This window comes from Flavobacterium aestivum (assembly GCF_026870175.2).
GTDB classification, from domain to species: domain Bacteria; phylum Bacteroidota; class Bacteroidia; order Flavobacteriales; family Flavobacteriaceae; genus Flavobacterium; species Flavobacterium aestivum.
On record NZ_CP113977.2, the window covers coordinates 694,529 to 715,501 of the forward strand.

Below are 20,973 nucleotides of genomic sequence, written 5' to 3' on the forward strand. Positions count from 1 at the left end.
CCACAAAAAACAATTGAACTCAAGTTAAAAAGGCTTTAAAAAACTTATTGCTTAACAATCAACAACAGTCCTTTTGCTTTTGCAACCGGTAATTCTGCATTAATTGAAAATTGTTGTACCGATTGAAAATTCTTTATTTCTGGAATTGTTATTGTAGCCTTAGCAGGATCAATACCTAATTTTTTCCAGTCTATATTCAATTTTACTTTTACATCATTATCTGCCCAACTTGCAATAGAAATTAATGCAGAACCTTTCTTTTTATAAACCGTTGCCAATACTTTGGTATTAGTTGTTTTCACTGGACAATTTTCGCTCCAGTATCCAACCATTTCTGATCCTTTTATGCCAAAGTCATTCCATACTTTCCAGATTGGTCTCGGGTCTGCATTATCACTCCAAGGCATTCTGTTCGTCATGCCGTAAATCATACCTCGCCAAGCGTTTCCGCCATCTTGCAACATTTCGCCCATAAGCCCGAAAGGGATTCCGCTTACTTCGGTCAAGAAAAAGTCCGGTTGATTTTTTTCATAATCAAAATATTCTCCAAACCATAGTTTATTTAGATATGGAAAATGCTCCATGTATAAATTGGCACTGTTATTAAACCCATCACTTTTGTTATACTGGTTGGCACTATGCAAATCAATTATTCCAGGATGTCCGTTTTGAGTCAATACTCTTTTTACTCGCTTCATAGTTACTCTATCAAAAGCAACGTCATCAAGGTAAACTCCATCTATACCTACGTTTTGAACCAACCAATTCATTCCTTCTACGTAATAATTATGCCAACGGTTCATTCCGCTATTTACTATTGCTGCATCTTTTATCCCAGGTACAAACCATGCTGCTATATAATCATCGCCTACATGTTCCTGTAACCAATTGAAGCCTCCACCTTTTCCTGGAGAATAAATTTCATGTCCCAAACTTCTTAAAGCAAATGTTTCATATGCTTTGTTTGAAAGCTCTCTGATCGTATTGTAAATTTTTACTTTTAGTCCTTTGCCATGTGCCTCATCTATATAATTTTTCATCTTTTCATGCTCGATAAAAGGATAGTTGATATATGGATTGATAGGAGTAGCATGGTGTATATTCACGATTGTTGCTCCTGTTTTTGCAATGGTATCTAAATTATCATACTTGTGATAGAATTTGCTGTCCCATTGGAAATCGGTATTGATTGCATGAAAAGGTGTAATCAACAAATTGAAATTATAGTACAAAACATCTCCTTTTTTCATGCTTCGGCTTCCGCTGTATGCATTAACCAAAACTGATTTTCCGCTAGGTACAATGTCAATTCCCCCTTTGTTTCCGTTGCCCCAAGATGCTGGCAAAAGCAATGGTTTTTGTAAATAGAAATTAGTATTCAAAGGACGGCTGTATTTTTCATCTCTTAATGAAAATTGCAATCCTGAATTCACGTTCCCGATCCATGCTCCATCCTGATTTTTATTGGCCACATCCCATTTCCATTTAATCGATTCTGGGCGTTCTCCTCCTTTTTGACCTAATCCCATCAGATATTTAGCCGATGTAGGCTGCAATGGCATTTGAAAATTAATGTCATTGAAAGTAACATCCTCAAGAGCCGTAATTTTTACAGTGTATGATAAAAACCCATCAAATTCTAGGGTTCCGTTTACCTGCATTTCTACAGCAGTATCCGTATTGGTACTTTCCCAAGATACTGTTCCTGCTTCTTTTTTGGTAAATTTAAAACTGGTGTTTTTCCAATTATTAATTTCTTTTCCTGTGTTGTCTACTAAATGAAATTGTGCTGGAGCTGTTAATATATCATTGGCTTTGGTACCAATTGAAGTCATTTCGGGTGTGAAAAAAGTCTGAATTTGAGCCGGTAGTCCGTTCTTGTTCAAAAGCACTTTTCTTCCTAATAATGAAACCTCTGCTTCTTTTACTTCTAATGGAGTATATGGTGCAATTACCGTGTTTTCTTGTGCCATTGTAGAATTCAACCATTTTAATCGGGTCATTTTTTCGGGTTGGTCGATGCCACCGTTATGAGTTACTTCCTCTTTAACCACTAAATGAAGGGTAACCGTTTGGGCAGCACCTCCCGAACTCACCAAAAACTCACCAAAATAATCTCCAGCGACAGTACTTTCCGGAACATCAATTCCGCACCACATAGCTTGGATTCTACCTTTTGAAACATTTACAGTATTCGAAAAAACAGTTCCATCATATTTTGTTCCGTCTGTATTGATACAGCTTATACTTTTTGCTGCAATTGTTTTTCCGTCTTTACTTTTTAAATCCGAAAATGTAACTTTCAGGTTGTTTAAATCTTGCAAAGCATAAACTCCCAACTGAAATGCCAAATATTCTCCTCTTAATGCAGTATCTGTAAAAGTGTTTTGAACTCCCTTATCGATCCAACGCTTTGGTAAATCTTTTTGCATTCGGATAGAGTTCGTTCTGTCTTCCGGGAAAACCAAGAATGCTTTTCCTTTGTTCTGTGCAATTATATTTTGGGTTTCGGTAGCCGTTGCAATCACTTCCATAGGATAAAAACTATTGAAAGCATTGATACTTTGAATTTCCGAAACGCTACAATTTGGTTTTAAATCGGCTTTTACTTTTGACAACCATGCCGCATCAGCAGTATTCTCCGGTTTTACATAAACTCCTTTTGGGTAATTTGCCTTACCTTCATCTATGTATGGTAGATAATAAACATAGTAAGTTCCTTTACCGGAAACCGGTTCAAAAAGTACTGTTCCGGATTCTCTGTTTATATTTTCAGACTTAACATTTAGAATGTCTTTTCCTGTTTTTGCATCTTGCACAATGATGCGTTTTTGTTCTGGATTTTCGTCTCTCCTTCTCCAATCAATTGTTGTTTTGGCAACCGTTCCGCTACCTGTAAACTGTACTATCGCTCGATGATTTCCGAGTAAATCAGGATTCCAACTGTCGTTTCCATCCGTGTACTTTAATTCTTGTGCCTGTAAAGCGCCTGTTGTTATAAAAAGACAAAGTGCGAATAAGCTACTTATAAAAAATCTCGGTTTTAAGTTGTTTTGCATGATTGTATTTTTTTCAAAAGAGTGTATAGAATAGTAATAATTTGTATTATAGAACCGCTTAGTAAATAGCTTCCCAACCTTGTTTTTTCCAATATTCTATAATGGGTTTATAAGGTCCTAGTCTATGTTGTTTTTCAGAGAAAGGATCGCTAAAAGGTGCATGCGCATAATCTATCGCTTTTGCTTTTGGGTCTGGGTAATCTAATGTTTTTGGGTTGGGTCTGGTATGAACAGAATCATCATTCACATAAGCTGCAATGTCGAGCGCTTGTGCATCTGTCAAATATGGTTTTCCAACAGTTACTTTATCATAAGGCATATTTCCTTTTAGCCATTGTGCTTGCTTAATAACTCTATGCATGCTTGAACCGGGTTGGTAGGCATAATTACCCCATAAAGGCGGGTAAACATAGCCCGATTTATCCTCATTGAATTTCCCCTGTCCGTCATTTCCATGACAACGAGCACAGTTTTCGGTAAAAAGCACTTTTCCTCTCTCTGGACTTGCTGCTACTTCCGGAAATTCAATTTTTAGGTTTTTAGAACCTTTAAACAAACTATCTTTTGGTACAAACTTGCTAATCCATTTAAAATAAGATAAGAAAGCAACCATTTCATCACTGTCTAATGGCAATGGTTTTCCTGAATGCGGACGCATCACACAGTTGTTTACACGTTCTGCCAATGTGAGTACTTTGTCTTCTCTTCCACGGTATTGTGGGTAATTATCATGCGATGACATCAAGTTGAAAGCATATGGTTTGGTTCCTGCATCCTGATGGCAATTGGTACAATTCATTTTATTGCCCAAATATTTTCCTTTAATTCCGTTTGGACCAATATAATACGCTGTTCTTAGCATTAATTCTCTTCCATAACGCACTGACTCGCCAAACTTATCATTTGGGATTTTTGAAGTATCAATGGTAATATAAGATTCATCTTTTGCATCTGTTTTCGCAACAGTATTAGCCGAAGATAAATTACATGAATTAAAAACCATTATTGGCACTGCAAAAAGGATTCCTATAACAACTATTTTTTTCATTCTAATAAGGTATTAAATCCTGGTATCTAAAAGCTATTTCTTCCAAAAAAGTATTTAAATTTTGGTTGTCAGGAACCCACTTTTTCATTTCATCGGAAGAAAAATATTTTTGATGTGGGTTTCTACTGAAACTGCTCTTTTCCCTTTGGTTATTTTTTAATTAAAAAGAAACGGTTTGAGTTTATCTTCCGGGATAAACTTAGTTCGATAAGGTGGAATTTCTGACTCTAAAGCCCATAGTAACACCCCTTGTTTATTGGTCAAAACCGTTATATGTCTTTTGGAACAACATGCCAATATGGTTGCTGCATCTATCCTATAGGCACTTCCCATTCTGTCATTATAGATTTCCTTTGGCAATTTTACCTGATAATCCAGTTTTATGGCATTGCCTTTTTCGTCTACTTTGAAAGCAAAAATTGAAGATTGTTTTTTATCGACTCCATTATCAAAAAACATCAAGCTTCCCTCTTCGTTAATGTGTGCCGCATGGGCTTGCGAGAAACTACAATTGACAGGCATTTTCATGGTACCACCTTTTCCTATTTTCCAGATTACTTTTCCGGTTTTAGCATCTACTTTCCAGATTTGGCCATTGTTATAAAACGAAATAATGAAATTGCCGTCTTTGTCATAATTCAAACTGTTGGCATGCATCCAATCCTTCTTGGTTTTCAGTAATGCTTTGTCTTTCATTGGATCTAAATCGTCAAAAACGCTCCATTTCCAGAGTTGTTTTCCTTTTTTGTCCAAAATGATAATTCCGTCACCATTGATGGTATCTTTCTTTTTACCTCCAATAGCGGTTAAATCAGTTATTCTTTCATCAACAAATAGTGTTACGATTTCGTTTGTTGATTTTTTTATGATTTCATGATGAATGACTTGTTTAAAATCTCCTTGACCTTTTTTAAGGTGTGTTAGTGTATCGCCTTGCAAATTAATTTCCAAGATTTCGCTGCCATAACTTGTTGGTTCATCATTCTTCCCAAGTATAGAAATAATGCTTTGATCATCTGTAAAACAAGAAACTTTAAATCCCGTTCCTTCTACCGTATGATACCATCTCAAGTTCCCTTTATAATCTACAATGTAAGCTACTCCGGGTGTTTCTCTTTTGCTTAAGAGCAAAAAACCTTTTTTGAAATTTTCAGGCAATAGTTTTGGTTTTGGACAATTGGCCTTGAATTGTTTTTGCAACCATTCCGGCAATTGTCTGGATTTGAATGCATAGACTTTACTTGTGTTTTTTACATCATCCTGAACTGTCACAACTTGATAGTTGTATTTAGTCTCAGGTCTGATGGAACATAGCACCAATGAATGTTTTTTACCACTTGGACTTATCATAGATGACATTTTATCTTTACTTCCTATTGCCTCACGCCAATATTCTACATATACTTTTGCATCTGTACTTGTAGTAACATCAATTTGAATCTTCAATTCGTTGTTACTATGAGTTCCGACGCTGATATTTTTGATACAATTGCTTTTATTAGAGCAACCCATCAGTACTAATAGCGGGAGAACAAAAAGTGTTTTTGATAAAAATCTCTTGATCATTTTATGTCTGTGTTTAAAAAAATGCTACTGCTTTTTTATAAAAACCAAGAATATAATAGTCTCACAATTTATTATATTCTTGATTTTTAAAATACCTATTCCTGCTTATTGTCTGTCAGCGTTACTTAACTTAGGATTAAGATCAACTTGACTTTGAGGGTAAGTATAAAACTTATTTTGAGGCATCTTGATTTGAGCCGCTTCACCTACTCTTAGGTGATATGCATTTACAAGAACATCATATTTGTTCATTCTTATTAAATCTGAACGACGTTTTCCTTCAAAGAAAAACTCCCATCCTCTTTCTTGCAAAATAGCATCTCTTAAAGTAGTTTGATTATGATCTGCCAGAACCAAAAGTTTAGCATGCGATCTTCCCTTAACTTGATTAATAAGATCTATTGCTTCTGCATTAGGTCCGCTAAGTTCATTTAATGCTTCTGCTCTGCTTAACAACACATCGGCATAACGTAAAATATCTACACTGTGACCATCATAATAGGTTGTAGTTTCATCATCTGCATATTTTTTGGTCGCTACATCTTGCATATAGAATTCGCCTTCTGGTGGTTCAGCCCCCAATGTAGGTGCTTGCTTGTGCAACAAACCATCTACACCCATATATTCTGGGAAGAAACATTGTTTTCTGTCGTCTTCATCTCCAAAAGTATTATAGAAATCCCAGTTTACTGTATAATACTGCCATCTGTTTTGAACAACTGGGTGATCTACTGGTCCAAAATGATTTAACAATTCTGTTCCGTTCGTATTAGCATCACTAAGTGAAGAAAAAATATTCTCATTACACCATTTGTTATTTTCTTTGAATAAGCCCAGGTATGATGGGAAAAGGCTGTATTCATTTAGGTTCATTACCTGTTGGGTAACATTTACCACCTGTTGCCAGTTGTGACTGCGTAAATACAATTTTGCCAATAACGTTAATGCTGCTCCTTTGGTAGCACGTCCTACATCATTACTATCATAAATGGCATTGTTTTTATAATTAACCGGTAATACACTTGCCGCATCATTAAGTTCTTTGATCAAGAAAGTATCTATATCCTCAACTGATGTTGGAGGGGTTTGATTTAAATAATCAGGATTCTTTAAATCGGCCTCAGTAATTAAAATTACCGGTCCCCAAGAATCCGTTAAGTCCATATAGGCACAAGCTCTTAAAAACTTAGCCTCGGCTAAAAACTGTGCTTTTTCTGCCTCAGAAATTCCAGTCATTGGTGTGATGTTGAAAATCGCATTGTTTGCATTGGCAATCAATTTATACATTGCATTCCAATCTTCTTTAAGTAGTCCATTAGCTGCGTTCCAGGTTCCCAAAGACAATTGTCCCGGGTCACCACCAAATTGACAATGTCCTAAATCTGTTGCAAGATCTGTCAAAGCAAAATGTCGTGTTGCCCAGTATGAAAAGTTATCCCCCACAGCTGGTCCTTTAAGTCTACCATAAATTGAATTAATGGCCGCTACGGCATCCGACTTGGTTTGATACCCATTGGTATTGGTCAGATTACTGTATACTGTAGGATCAAGATCGTTATTACACGAAAATTGTGCTCCTGCAGTAAGTAAAAGTAATAATATTGTATATTTTTTCATCTTAATAAATTTAGTGTTAGTTAAAAAGCTTTTTAGACTAGTGAATTGTTACTTTTAAACCTAAAATAAATGTTCTGGAAGCTGGGAATGAGTTAAAATCGATTCCTCCACCCAAGTTGTTATTTGAATGCCCATTTACTTCAGGATCATTTCCAGAATATTTTGTAAAAGTTGCCAAATTCTGACCAATAGCATACAACCTGATGTTATCTATAAATTTAACCTGTCTTAATGCACTTTGTGGAATAGAATATCCTAAAGAAACATTTTTCAGACGAATGTATGATGCTTCTTCAACAAATCTTGAATTAACATAACTACCATATTTACTTTTGTAATACCCGTCTCTTGGAATATCTGTATTTTCATTTGTACCGGCTACCCATCGATTCAAAGCATCCATACTTGTAGATGATTCTCCTACCATTGCGGTCATATTGTATACTGAATAATCAAAAGCTCCTTGAAAAAAGATATTCAAATCAAAATCTCCGTATCTAAAATCATTATTAAATCCTGCAATATAATGTGGTATTGAATTTCCTAAATACGTTCTGTCATCTGCTGTAATTTTTCCGTCTCCATTTACATCTACATATTTTGGATCTCCTGGTTTAGACAATGGTTGTGGTGCATACACTTCTCCTGTTTTTACCACTCCCGCATATTCATAACCAAATAATACTCCCATTTCTTTTCCTGGTTCAAGTCTTGTAAACTCTTGACCCGAAACTACTCCACTTGGGTTGGATGTATTTGTACTAATGATTTTAACATTATCAGCAAGCTCTACTATCTTTTGCTTATTGTATGCAAAGTTTAAAGACGTTCTCCAAGAAAAATTATCTGTTCTAAAGTTTTCGCTACTTATACCAAGCTCAATCCCTTTATTTTCAATAATTCCCGAGTTTATTCTTTGTACACCAAAGCCCCACCATCCACCAACTGGAACATTCAAAAGTGCATCAGTAGTAGTTTTTTTATAGACATCGATAGTACTGCTAAGTCTTCCGCCAAAGAATCCCATGTCCAAACCTAAATTGGTTTGAGCGGTTTCTTCCCATTTCAAATTAGGATTAGCAAGGTTAGCCGGTTCTGTACCTCCTACAAAACTATCTGGAGCAATCGTTACACCGTAAGAAGCAAGCCTGCTCATGTATGCATAATCCCCAATACCATCATTCCCCGTAATACCATAACTGGCTCTTAATTTTAAATCTGAAAAGGTATTTAGATCTTGTATAAATGATTCGTTAGACATTTTCCATGCAATAGCTCCAGATGGGAATATTCCGTATTTATTATTTGGACCAAAACGAGATGAACCATCTTTTCTTATCGTGAAGGAAACTAAATATTTATCTGCAAATGAATAATTCAACCTGCTAAAATATGAAGTAAGCTTAGTCTCTGTTTTCTCGGTTTCCGGTTTTGAATAAACAGATGCTCCTTGAAGATTGTAATAAGTTAACAAATCATTGCTGAAACCTGTACCCGCTGCTCTTACTCGCTCGTAAGTATCTTTTTGATTGGATGTCCCCAACATGGCTGTTATAGCATGTTCTTTTATATTAAACTTGTAAGTCAAATATTGCTCTGTACTCCATCTAAAAAAGGTTTTGTTTTCTTCTGACCCGGAACCTTTTAAAGCTGCACCTGCAACAAGCGTGCTTGGTGTGTACTTCCCTTGTATGTTTTCTTGCCATTCAGCTCCAGCTCCAAAATGATACGTCAGGTTTTTGATAATTTCATAGTCCAGAAACATACTTCCGTTTACTAATCTATTGATTGTATGATCTGTTGGTTCTAACAAAAGTGCCAATGCATTATCTTTTCCTTGGTATTTATAATAAGACCCATCAGGATTGTATACCGGAAGTGTTGGAGGTGCAGTTTGGATAGAATACATTGGAGATAAAATGTTGTCCCCAAAATCACTGTTATTACCCTCACCTACAGCACCATAAAAATTGGTACCCATATTTAATTTATCATTAAATTTTTTCTCGGCGCCCATTCTAACTGTGTATCTCTCAAAATCGGTATTCTCTAGAGCCCCTTTTTGTTTTAGATAATTTCCAGAAAGGAAAAACTTAGACACTTTATCGCTTCCGCTAAAAGTAAGACTTCTGTTGATTACGCTTCCTTGGCGGGTTGCTTCGTCAAACCAATTGGTGTTTGCTATAGGAAAACTAGAAGGAAAAACTGGCGGTTTACCGTTCTCTGCTGCCAGTGCATTTTGAAAATCTGCATATTGCTGCCCGCTCATTAAAGATGGTTCTTTGATTATATTCTGAAAACCATCCGAGATTTCAGCCTCAACTTGCATCTTACCTGATTTTCCTTTTTTGGTAGTAATCAATATAACCCCATTTCCTCCTCTGGCTCCATAAATAGCTGTAGATGATGCATCCTTTAAAACCTGAATATTTTCGATATCATTTGGACTAATCGATGCACCAGTGCTGGTAATAAATCCATCTACCACATACAATGGCGCATTAGAGGTGTTGATTGAGTTCCCCCCTCTAATAATAACTGAAGGTGTACTTCCCGGAGCAAAACTATTTTGTTGTACTTGAATCCCTGATGCACGTCCTTGTAAAGCTTGACCAACATTAGAAACAGTACCTCCTAAGTTTAAGTTGTCTTTACCAATAGAACTCACAGAACCGGTAAGGTCACTTTTCTTTTGTTTACCATACCCTACAACAATTACTTCATTCATTACCTGACCTTCTTCTTTCAAAGTGATTGTCATAAAACCATCAGTCGCTTTTACTTCTTTAGATTGCTTTCCGATAAAAGAAATCACTAAAGTAACTGAAGTCTCTGAGGTATTGATTGCAAAAGAACCATCTACATCAGTTTGAACTGATTCTTTAGTTCCTTTAACGTGAATATTAGCCCCAGATATAGGTTGTCCAGCCTCATCTGTAACCTTTCCTTTAATTTGTTTTTGGATATTAATTTCTATCGGAAGATTTGTACTATAACTTTCTGATGCTGAAACTTGCAAAGTCCAGTTGAGCAGTAAAACTGTTGTAATTTTGACCACTCTCCCAGAGATCATGTTAAGCCGAAAATCTTCGGGCTTATTTTTGGTTTTTACATTCATATTCATGGTATTTAAGTTAGTTATTTTTTCATTTTCCTAAAAATCTGTTCTTGACACTACAAACAATTGAATCTGTCTGTTTTTTCAAAAAAAGAATCTTAACATTCCTGTTGACTTTAAAATTTCAAAACACTCTATTCGATTAAACACATTCTCATTTAAAAAGCCGGAAATAATATTAGAATCATTTTTTTAGCGCTTTAAAATTGAAAATGGAATAATAAAATTCACAATTACATGACGAAACTATATATTATTTTTTAATAAAAAAAGGAAAGTGACAAAAAATGTGCTCGAACACGCTAAATTTGTGTTTTCGAGCACACAATTGCAGGAAAAGTATCGGAATTCTTTTTAAAAGCATTAATTCTGAAACGTTTAACCTGTCTGTTTTTATCTAATGCAAAAAATAATCAAGTAAGAAATACAAGGGAGTTTCACCAAAAGGTTTGGAATTTGAAAAAAGGGAATTTTAAAGAATAACTTTGAGCATCATTTACAACGTCAAAATTTTGCAACAAAAAAGGAAAATTGGCAAATTACCAAAAGAAGAACCTCAGCAATAATCATATTACTGCTGTTCTGATTATCTCAAATAAAGAATTGTCCATAACAACACAATGTCATGAAGTTGCAAAGCATAAAATCACTTTTTGGGCATCATTGAATCTTTGGGGAGATAGATTCAATAAGAAGCATAACATAAAACCCTTATAAATACTAAGAGTAAAAAGTCTTACTCTAAATAGGAATTGATATTTTCAGAATTGATGATATCTATGGGTAACAATGTAGTGTTTGGAATTTCTTTACCAAAAATAAAGAACTCAGCTAGACCCATTCCGCCCAAATAAGCTTGTCTTTTAGGATTTTGATGAATTAGAAAATCTATAGCGCCTTGGTTTAAAAAAGTACAGTTTTCGTCTACCAAATCATATCCAATAATACCAATTTTAGATGTATTTTCATCACCGGCTATTTTGGCAATATGATAGGATTTTGAAGTGGTGACAAAGATTCCGTCTAAGTTGGGATTGAGAGCGAGAAAATCTTTAAAGTCTTTTTCTATAGTTGGATGATGCAGTTTTAGAGTCTGTATCGTGTAATCTGAATTCTCTTTTTCGCTAAAATACGTTCTAAATCCACGCTCTTTTTCCTGCATGTGACTGGCATTTTCATACGACTCATCGATATGAATAATAACCAGACTTCCTTTTTTGTAAAGCAAATCCAAGAGTTTTGCTGCAACCCTACCGCTCATAAACAAGTCCTGACCAACAAAGCTTTTGATTATAGATGAGTGAATTTGATTGTTGAAAGTAGAAACAATAATTCCTAAATCATTATATTTTTCTACCACATTTAGTGTTTCTTTATAAAACAATGGCACTAACATAACGGCATCAGGAGCCATTTTCAATATAGATTCATTACAACTTATAAAAGATTCTGTGCTTTCCGGATCAAAATAGAATATTTTGATTTGAAGGTTGTATGCTTTAAATTTTTGTACAACATCCTCGATTCCTTTAACACAAGGAAGCCAATAGGAGTCTAACGATGGATCTGGAAGGCTAACACAAATGCTATATACTTTATTGTTCTTGAGACTTCTTGCCATAAAATTAGGCTCGTAATTAATCTCACTCAAAACAGCATTCACTTTCAAAAGAGCATCTTCAGATACTTTGCCTCTTTTATGCAACACTCTATCCACGGTTCCTTTTGAAACCCCGGCTAACTTAGCAATATCCTTAATAGTTAGTTTTTTATCCATTGGTAGCAAATATATAAAAAAAGTTGAGAGCTTAAACTACAATGCAAATTTGTGCTTATAAACAGAGACCACCGTTTCAAAAGCTCTTGAAACGGTGGTCTCTACAATTTATAAATGAATTGTTCTATTAAAGATTTTCGAAGAAATCATTCCCTTTATCATCAGTAATGATAAAAGCTGGGAAGTCTTTAATGGTGATTTTACGAACGGCTTCCATCCCTAATTCTTCAAAATCCACAACCTCAACTGATAGAATATTCTCTTTGGCCAAGATTGCTGCCGGACCTCCAATAGATCCCAAATAGAATCCTCCATAGGTTTTACAAGCATTCATTACATCTTTGGTTCTATTTCCTTTGGCTAGCATCACCATACTTCCACCATTTTTTTGGAACTCTTCTACATAAACGTCCATTCTACCAGCAGTTGTTGGTCCAAAACTTCCCGAAGGCATTCCTTCTGGTGTTTTTGCCGGTCCTGCATAATAGATCGGATGGTTTTTAAAATACTCTGGCATTGGTTTCCCAGCGTCTAATAATTCCTTGATTTTTGCGTGAGCAATATCACGGGCCACTATCAAAGTTCCGTTCAGTTTTAGACGAGTTTTGATTGGGTATTTAGACAATTCTGCCAAGATCTCAGACATTGGTCTGTTTAAATCTATTTCTATGGCTGGTTCTAAATGCGGTGCTGTTTCTGGCAATAATCGTTTTGGATCCTTTTCTAATTGCTCAACGAAAATACCATCTTTAGTAATTTTACCTTTGATGTTTCTATCGGCAGAACAAGAAACACCTAATCCTACCGGACAAGAAGCAGCGTGGCGTGACAAACGAATCACTCGAACATCGTGGGTGAAATATTTACCTCCAAATTGTGCTCCAATATGGCTTTCCTGGCAGATTAACTGTACTCTTTTTTCCCACTCCAAATCTCTGAAAGCCTGACCTGCCATGTTTCCAGAAGTAGGCAAATTATCAAAATAACCTGCCGAAGCTTTTTTAACGGCACTTAAGTTCGCTTCTGCAGAAGTTCCTCCAATCACTAAAGCTAAGTGATATGGCGGACAAGCCGAAGTTCCCAAATCCATTATTTTGGCACGAATAAAAGCATCCAGTGATTTTTCGTTCAATAACGATTTTGTTTGCTGGTATAAATACGTTTTATTGGCAGATCCTCCTCCTTTGGCTAAAAATAAGAAATCATATGAAGCTCCTTTTTTTGCATAGATATCAATCTGAGCAGGAAGATTAGACCCTGAATTTTTCTCCTCAAACATGCTAATAGGCACAATTTGAGAATAACGAAGGTTTCTTTCTTGATAAGTATTAAAAATCCCTTTTGATAACCATTCGGCATCATCAGCTCCAGTATATACGTTTTCTCCTTTTTTGGCCATTACGATAGCCGTTCCGGTATCCTGACAAGAAGGCAACTCTCCATCGATAGCCACTACAGCATTTTGTAATAAATTATAAGCCACAAAACGGTCATTATCTGTCGCTTCTGGATCATCCAGAATTGCTTTTAGCTTTTCTAAATGTGAAGTACGCAACATAAAAGAAACATCTTTTAGAGCTTCTTGAGCCAATAATTCCAATCCTTTTGGATCAACAGTCAAGATTTCTCTATCGCCAAATTTTTCAACATTTACAAAATCAGAAGTGATTTTACGGTATTGGGTATCGTCTTTTAAGATAGGATAAGGATCCTGGTATATAAAGTCCATAATTTATAATTGATTTTTGATGGCGTAAATATAAGAATTGTTCAAAGAACCATAGCTCATTTATACCAGCTTCCTCATTTAAATTATCCAAAATCATTAAATAATCATGACAAAAGACCCATTTTGAAATATACAAATAAAATTATAACTCAAAACTCCATCTTTTTCCTACTTTCATTTCCTACATGATCATTAAAATAAAAATTTTATATCCCAAAATAATCATCATTATTTCATAAAAAACTAAATACCAATTAGTAACACATTTGTAAAAATATCAAAAAGCGTAACTACAGATTAGACACCTTTACAATGATTTAATGTTTTTATAACAAAAACATTACATTTTGTTATAAAAAAATACAATGCTATGCATACCTAGTTTACCCCTCTATATTCCTAAGATTTCCGCTTCTAATCTTTCAAAACTTACTGCAAATAAGCAGTTTACAAACAAATTCAACGAAAATAACGACCATAAAACAGGTATTAATACGTGCTATTAGTTTTTTCACAACAAATACATTTGCTTTTGTTGTAAAAACAAAAATTATTTATTAACCAACCAAAACCAACCAAAATGAAAAAAAAATTACCGAAAATCATTGCACTGACATTTGCGACATCGATATTCTCTTTGTCGGCATTTGCACAAAAAACAGACAAGGGAATTAGCCAGAAAAATTTATCTGACAATGGCACTCCGAGTTCAATTACCTTTAATGACAAATCAACCTACAAAGCCTCAGATTCCAAAAAGGCACTTAAAGAGCAATTGAATCTAAATGAGAATCAATCTTTTTCGAAAATTAAAACCGAAACTGATGCAAAAGGATATACTCATGAAAGATTTCAATTGTACCAACAAGGTTTAAAAGTCGAATTTGCAACTTATACTTTACACTCTAAGAGCGAAAAATTAGAATCGATGAATGGTGAGTTTTACAATATGAAAAATGTAAAAACGACAGCTTCGATCTCTCCTCAAGATGCTCTTAACATAGCGATAAGCCGTACAGGTGCTAAAGAATATCTTTGGGATAATCCTCAAGAGGCTTCACAAATGGGCTATCAAAAACCGAAAGGAGAGTTAGTTCTTCTCCCATCTATGGAAGAACAAGGAACGAAAAGAACAACAGATGTAGTTCGGTTAGCCTATAAATTTGATATTTATGCCACAAATCCTGTGAGTCGTGGTGATATGTATATTGATGCCAATTCCGGAGCGGTTTTATTTTACAATGCAACCATAAAACATCTTGGAGAATATGCTCATAGCAGCTCAAAAACTACTGCTGTAGATACTCAAAAAGCTACCCAAAATACAAAAACAGTATTTGTTGCCGCCAATGCTGCAACTCGTTATAGCGGGACACAAACTATTCAAACTTTATTGAGTGGTTCCTCTTATATTTTATCAGACAATACCAGAGGAAATGGGGTCTTAACGGTAAATATGAAAAAGGGAACCAACTATAGCGCTGCAGTAAATTTTACTGATGCTGACAATAATTGGACCGCAGCTGAATATAACAACACAAACAAGGATAATGGTGCACTTGACGCTCATTGGGGAGCCGAAAAAACGTACGATTACTGGTCTACTGTTCACGGCAGAAACAGTTTTGATAATGCTGGTGCAGCCATCAAAAGTTATGTTCACTATGACAATGCATATGATAACGCCTACTGGAACGGAAGCGTAATGACCTATGGCGACGGAAGCGGTACTTATTTTGACATACTGACCTCAATAGATGTTGCTGGTCATGAAATTGGTCATGCCGTATGTGAAAAAACGGCTAATCTGGTATATCAAAAAGAATCTGGTGCCATGAACGAAGGTTTCTCAGATATTTGGGGAGCTTGTATCGAGTATTATGCCGCTCCAACAAAATCTACCTGGTTAGTTGGAGAAGATATTGAAAGAAGAGCAGGACACGCTTCATTACGATCAATGAGTAATCCAAAGTCAGAAGGACAACCTGATACTTATGGAGGAACAAATTGGAAATCTGTAAGCTGTACGCCATCACAAACCAATGACTACTGCGGAGTACATACAAATAGTGGGGTACTAAATCACTGGTTTTACATTTTGAGTGTAGGTAAAACAGGAACAAATGACATTGGAAGTTCTTATAGTGTTACTGGTATTACAATAGACAAAGCTGCAAAAATTGCATTTCGTTTAGAAAGTGTGTATTTATCGGCAAACTCTACTTATGCTAATGCCAGAACTTATGGAATCCAGTCTGCAATTGATCTTTACGGAGCAGGTTCTCCAGAAGTAATTGCCACTACTAACGCTTTCTATGCCGTGGGAGTTGGAGCAGCTTATTCTAACGACACAACTGCACCAACAGCACCTGCAAATTTAGCAGCAGCAGGAACAACCTCAACTTCTACAAATTTATCTTGGACAGCAGCAACAGACAACGTGGCTGTAACTGGATATAATGTTTATAATGGGGCAACTTTAGTAACCACCGCTACTGGATTGACTTATACTGTTACTGGATTAACAGCTAGCACAGCTTATACTTTTACCGTAAAAGCTAAAGATGCTGCTGGAAATCTATCTCAAAGCAGTAATGCGGTTTCTGTAACAACTGGACCAGCTACAGCAGCTTACTGTGCTTCTAAAGGGAATAGTGTAACTGATGAATATATCGGAAAAGTACAATTAGGCACTATCAATAATACGTCTACAGGAGGTACAGGTTATAGTGATTATACTTCTATTTCTACTAATCTAACAAAAGGTAGCGCTTCAACAATCACTATTACACCAACATGGACTGGAACTTCTTATGCTGAAGGTTATGCAGTTTGGATTGATTTAAACGATGATAAAGATTTTGATGATGCAGGTGAATTAGTGTGGAGCAAAGCCGCTTCAACTACAACACCAGCTACTGGTTCTTTCACAGTTCCAACATCTGCAACTGCTAGCACAACTAGAATGAGGGTATCTATGAAATATAATGGCGTACCAACTCCTTGTGAAGCTTTTTCTTATGGAGAAGTAGAAGATTACACTGTTAACCTTGCTACTGGAACAACCGATACCCAAGCGCCAACAGCTCCTACAAGCCTTGCTGCTTCTGGAACTACTGCAACTACAACAAATCTATCTTGGACAGCATCTACAGACAATGTAGGTGTAACTGGCTATGACGTATACCAAGGAACAACTTTAAAATCTACCGTTACAGGAACTACATATGCCGTTACAGGTTTGACAGCAAGTACTGCTTATACTTTTTATGTAGTTGCAAAAGATGCTGCCGGTAATGTTTCTGCATCTAGTAATGTGGCAAATGTAACTACAACTGGAACTGCAGTTACTTACTGTACTTCTAAAGGAAATAGTGTAGCCGATGAATTTATTGACTATGTTGCCATTGGTGGTATTGCAAATACAACAGCCGGTAACGGAGGCTATGGAGATTTCACAAGCCAAACCGGTAATCTTCCTTATGGTACAAACACAATAGTATTGAGTACTGGATTTTCAGGTTCTGCCTACACAGAATATTGGAGAGTTTGGATTGATTTTAATAAAAATGGAACTTTCGAAACTTCTGAGCAAATGGTAGCTGGATCATCATCTCTTAGTTCTAACCTTTCATATACGTTTACAGTTCCAACAACAGCATTGGCTGGACCAACAAGAATGAGAGTTTCAATGAAATACGGAGCTGCAGCAACAGCCTGTGAAACTTTCACCTATGGAGAAGTTGAGGATTATACAGTAAATATTGGTGGTTCACCAATAACAGGGTTTAACATTGCTGGTACTAAAGAATTAGGTGATGAAAATAACATCTTTGATTATTCCGTATATCCTAACCCTACTATCAATTCCGTTAGCATTAAAATGGCTGACAGCAGAGTAGTTTCATACAGAATCTTTAATTACTTAGGACAGCAGGTTGGTTCAGGTAAATTATCTGAAAACGACATCAATGTTAGTAAATTAAGTGCCGGTACTTACATTATTGAAGTAAATGATGGTCAAAAAACAATGACTAAGAAATTGGTTAAAGAATAATCTCCCTTACTAACCAAATGAAAAGCCTCGCAAATTGCGAGGCTTTTTTATAATACTATATCGCTTCCGAACAAATCGATACAAAATAAGCTTACTTCAAAATGGGTCTTGTTTTAAAAAAACCAACTCGCCACAAAAATAGCGGTAATCACACAGATTAAATCCACCAAAAGCATAGTTCCTAAAGCGTAACGGGTATTTTTTATATTAACTGAACCAAAGTAAACGGCAATCACATAAAAAGTACTTTCTGCACTACATTGAAAAATACTACTCAATCTTCCCGTCAAAGAATCGGCTCCAAAAGTATTCATCGAATCGATCAAAAATCCTCTTGATCCCGCTGAACTAAAAGGTCTAAGCATTGCCACTGGTAAGGCATCGGTAATTTCTTTGTTTACTCCCATATTAGAGAAAGCATAAGCAATCCAGTTACTGATAATTTCAAATAAACCGCTGTTTCTAAATAAAGAAATGGCAACTAACATTCCCAAAACATATGGAAAAATAGTTACTCCGGTTTTTACACCATTATTGGCTCCCGACACGAAAGCTTCAAAAACGGTAGTCTTTGCCTCTGCAAATTTCTTTTCTTTTACAAAGGATAAGATTAAAGTAGCAACAATAATCACTACCAATATCAAAGCCGATAGATTCGAAGTAAAATAATTTTTACCTATTAAATCCAAATGGTTTACATACATCAACAAACCAACTATCGCTGCAATCAGTGCCATCAAGGATACAACCAAAGAAGCGCTTTTGAAATTAATTTTTTGTTTGATTCCAACAATAAGGAAAGCGGCAATTGTGCCAATAAACGAAGTGATTATACAAGGCAACATTACATCGGCAGGATTGGTGGCATTAGCCGCTGCACGATAACCAATAATAGAAGTTGCGATTAATGTTAGCCCAGATGCGTGCAAACACATAAACATAATTTGGGCATCACTCGCCTTGTCTTTTTCGGGATTTATTTCTTGTAAACTCTCCATCGCTTTTAACCCAAATGGTGTTGCGGCTGAATCCAATCCCAAGAAATTGGCAGCAAAGTTTAAGGTCATATAAGAAATCGAAGGGTGATTTTTGGGAATGCTTGGAAACACTTTCACAAATACCGGACTTAATACTTTGGCTAATCTTTCAGAAGCTCCGGATATGATTAATAACTCCATCAAGCCGCAGAAAAATGCCAGATAAGCAATAAGTGGTAAAATCAAATCTACCAAAGTGCTTTTGCAGGTTGGCAACAAACCATCTGATTTTTGAACTCCACTGAAAATTTTTACGGTTTTGTTTTTATAAACGTAAGTCGTGTCAGCATTTAGCGTATCACGATTGATAATCATGGTTTGATCTGGTGCTTTCTTGATACTATCCTTGATAAAAGCAGGAACCTGATGAATATATTTTTCGGACAGTAAAATTGGATCGTCTTTTTTCCCATTCAAGGTATAATCAATGGTGTAACTGTTTCCCGTAAATAAACTGACAACAACAAATACAATTGAAGAAATGAAAATAACCAACCAAAATCTACTTAATACCATAATTTATAATTTTTGTAAATATAATTATTTAAAAGAAAAGACCTAACAGGTTTTAAAAACCTGTTAGGTCTTATAAAGTCTAAACATGAATAATCTCTTCCTCTATCAATAAATCTTCCCGTCTGAGGCGGAGGAAAATTTGCGCTACGGCGATGGTATCTTTCTCGCAATAGGTGATGATACGATCAATATTTTTTTCTACATAAAAAACGTGCCCCACCTGACTACCATCAATATCGCCTTTTGACGATGGGATCCCGAGTACTTTACACATTAGCTTCAGCGATGTGAAGTGTTTGTAGTCACCAAATTTCCATAACTCTAAAGTATCCAAATGTGGAATCTCCCATGGCTTTTTGCCAAATAAATTCAGCTTGTTAGGAATTGCTATTTGATTGATAATCATTCGACGGGCTAGAAACGGAATATCAAATTCTTTGGCATTATGCCCACACAAAACATGTTGTGGTTGATTGAAATGATTGTTCAGCAAATTATTAAAATCATTTAGGATTTTCTTTTCCTCTCCAAAAAAGGAAGTCACCCTAAAATTTCGGATATCTCCCTTAATGGTAAAATACCCAACTGATATACAAATGATTTTTCCGAACTCAGCCCAAATTCCGGCACGATCGTAAAATTCCTCTCCTGAAAACTCGTCTTTGCGTTGGTATAACGTTTTTTGCTCCCAAAGCGATTGCATTTCAGTATCAAGTGAATTGTAGTTTTCTTCTTCCGGAACGGTTTCTATATCGAGGAATAGTATATTATTGAGGTTTATTTTTTCAATCATCAGATAGATTTTGGATTATTGGATTGTTAGATTTTTCGAACAGTTTAGAAATTGCTAACTAATTCAAAAAACTAATTTATCTAAAAAATCTAAGATAATCCCGTTTTAAGAAAGTAGACTTGTAAATAATTCTAATCTAAGAAGTCCAAAAATCTAACAATCTAAATAAGTCTAAACTAAAATAAACTTTGTTGTGTGGTGGGATTTTCATGTTCGAGCAACCATTTTTTTCGCCATAATCCTCCTGCGTAGCCCGTGAGTGAACCATTTGTTCCAATGACTCTATGACAAGGGACAACTATCCAAAGCGGATTTTTCCCATTCGCAGAAGCTACAGCACGAATGGCTTTTACATCTCCTAAAATTTTTGACTGTTCTAAATATGATCTGGTTTTCCCATACGGAATCTCTAGTAATGTTTTCCATACTTTTTGTTGAAATTCTGTTCCTTTAGGATTGAGTTTGAAATCAAAATGAGTTCTTTTCTTTTCGAAATAATCATTGAGTTGCAAAACTGCTTCTTGTAAAACAATTGGAATTTCTACCGAAACTGTTCCTTCATCTAAAACAGAAATTTCAGATATTCCATTTTCATCGCCTGTAATTGCGGCAATTCCCAAAGGTGTTTTGATGTAAGCTGTTTCCATGATTTTAAG

General features: G+C 35.6%; 11 protein-coding genes. 1 reads left to right on the forward strand and 10 read right to left on the reverse strand.

What is annotated here, in order from left to right:
• Positions 1-44: 44 nt before the first annotated feature.
• The 7 genes from OZP08_RS03095 to OZP08_RS03125 all read right to left on the reverse strand — a co-directional run bounded on the left by OZP08_RS03095 (position 45) and on the right by OZP08_RS03125 (position 13,914).
• Entirely contained in the window at positions 45-3,059 is a 3,015-nt protein-coding gene (locus OZP08_RS03095) for a glycoside hydrolase domain-containing protein (protein ID WP_281322959.1), read from the reverse strand.
• Between the two features lie 58 nt (positions 3,060-3,117).
• Positions 3,118-4,107, reverse strand: a complete 990-nt coding sequence (locus tag OZP08_RS03100; RefSeq protein ID WP_281322960.1) for a c-type cytochrome — start codon at positions 4,105-4,107, stop codon at positions 3,118-3,120.
• A gap of 156 nt (positions 4,108-4,263) precedes the next feature.
• Positions 4,264-5,673, reverse strand: a complete 1,410-nt coding sequence (locus OZP08_RS03105; protein ID WP_281322961.1) for an aryl-sulfate sulfotransferase — start codon at positions 5,671-5,673, stop codon at positions 4,264-4,266.
• A 105-nt stretch (positions 5,674-5,778) separates the two neighbouring features.
• Positions 5,779-7,290, reverse strand: a complete 1,512-nt coding sequence (locus OZP08_RS03110) for a RagB/SusD family nutrient uptake outer membrane protein (protein ID WP_268848303.1) — start codon at positions 7,288-7,290, stop codon at positions 5,779-5,781.
• A 37-nt stretch (positions 7,291-7,327) separates the two neighbouring features.
• The gene (locus OZP08_RS03115; RefSeq protein WP_281322962.1) at positions 7,328-10,408 is read right to left on the reverse strand and encodes a SusC/RagA family TonB-linked outer membrane protein; all 3,081 of its coding nucleotides are present in this window, start codon (positions 10,406-10,408) and stop codon (positions 7,328-7,330) included.
• Between the two features lie 736 nt (positions 10,409-11,144).
• Positions 11,145-12,185 carry a substrate-binding domain-containing protein gene (locus tag OZP08_RS03120; RefSeq protein WP_281322963.1) on the reverse strand — a complete coding sequence of 347 codons (1,041 nt, stop codon included), beginning with the start codon at positions 12,183-12,185 and terminating at the stop codon, positions 11,145-11,147.
• 127 nt (positions 12,186-12,312) lie between these two features.
• Positions 12,313-13,914: a fumarate hydratase gene (locus OZP08_RS03125; RefSeq protein WP_268848309.1), complete on the reverse strand. Its 1,602-nt coding sequence runs from the start codon at positions 13,912-13,914 to the stop codon at positions 12,313-12,315.
• A 580-nt stretch (positions 13,915-14,494) separates the two neighbouring features.
• Between OZP08_RS03125 and OZP08_RS03130 the strand changes: the two genes are divergently transcribed.
• Positions 14,495-17,971: a M4 family metallopeptidase gene (locus OZP08_RS03130; protein ID WP_281322964.1), complete on the forward strand. Its 3,477-nt coding sequence runs from the start codon at positions 14,495-14,497 to the stop codon at positions 17,969-17,971.
• A gap of 113 nt (positions 17,972-18,084) precedes the next feature.
• Here the strand turns inward: OZP08_RS03130 and OZP08_RS03135 are convergent, their stop codons facing one another.
• The 3 genes from OZP08_RS03135 to OZP08_RS03145 all read right to left on the reverse strand — a co-directional run bounded on the left by OZP08_RS03135 (position 18,085) and on the right by OZP08_RS03145 (position 20,964).
• Positions 18,085-19,524: a nucleoside recognition domain-containing protein gene (locus OZP08_RS03135; protein ID WP_281322965.1), complete on the reverse strand. Its 1,440-nt coding sequence runs from the start codon at positions 19,522-19,524 to the stop codon at positions 18,085-18,087.
• A gap of 79 nt (positions 19,525-19,603) precedes the next feature.
• Entirely contained in the window at positions 19,604-20,317 is a 714-nt protein-coding gene (locus OZP08_RS03140) for a 3'-5' exonuclease (RefSeq protein WP_268848312.1), read from the reverse strand.
• Positions 20,318-20,493: 176 nt separating this feature from the next.
• On the reverse strand, positions 20,494-20,964 hold the full coding sequence (locus OZP08_RS03145) for a methylated-DNA--[protein]-cysteine S-methyltransferase (RefSeq protein ID WP_281322966.1): 471 nt from the start codon (positions 20,962-20,964) through the stop codon (positions 20,494-20,496).
• Positions 20,965-20,973: the final 9 nt, after the last annotated feature.

What these genes read in the sequence shown, in the direction of transcription:
- OZP08_RS03095 (WP_281322959.1), bottom strand. Translation starts at nt 3,059, where the DNA reads ATGCAAAACAACTTAAAACCGAGATTTTTTATAAGTAGCTTATTCGCA.
- OZP08_RS03100 (WP_281322960.1), bottom strand. Translation starts at nt 4,107, where the DNA reads ATGAAAAAAATAGTTGTTATAGGAATCCTTTTTGCAGTGCCAATAATG.
- OZP08_RS03105 (WP_281322961.1), bottom strand. Translation starts at nt 5,673, where the DNA reads ATGATCAAGAGATTTTTATCAAAAACACTTTTTGTTCTCCCGCTATTA.
- OZP08_RS03110 (WP_268848303.1), bottom strand. Translation starts at nt 7,290, where the DNA reads ATGAAAAAATATACAATATTATTACTTTTACTTACTGCAGGAGCACAA.
- OZP08_RS03115 (WP_281322962.1), bottom strand. Translation starts at nt 10,408, where the DNA reads ATGAATGTAAAAACCAAAAATAAGCCCGAAGATTTTCGGCTTAACATG.
- OZP08_RS03120 (WP_281322963.1), bottom strand. Translation starts at nt 12,185, where the DNA reads ATGGATAAAAAACTAACTATTAAGGATATTGCTAAGTTAGCCGGGGTT.
- OZP08_RS03125 (WP_268848309.1), bottom strand. Translation starts at nt 13,914, where the DNA reads ATGGACTTTATATACCAGGATCCTTATCCTATCTTAAAAGACGATACC.
- OZP08_RS03130 (WP_281322964.1), top strand. Translation starts at nt 14,495, where the DNA reads ATGAAAAAAAAATTACCGAAAATCATTGCACTGACATTTGCGACATCG.
- OZP08_RS03135 (WP_281322965.1), bottom strand. Translation starts at nt 19,524, where the DNA reads ATGGTATTAAGTAGATTTTGGTTGGTTATTTTCATTTCTTCAATTGTA.
- OZP08_RS03140 (WP_268848312.1), bottom strand. Translation starts at nt 20,317, where the DNA reads ATGATTGAAAAAATAAACCTCAATAATATACTATTCCTCGATATAGAA.
- OZP08_RS03145 (WP_281322966.1), bottom strand. Translation starts at nt 20,964, where the DNA reads ATGGAAACAGCTTACATCAAAACACCTTTGGGAATTGCCGCAATTACA.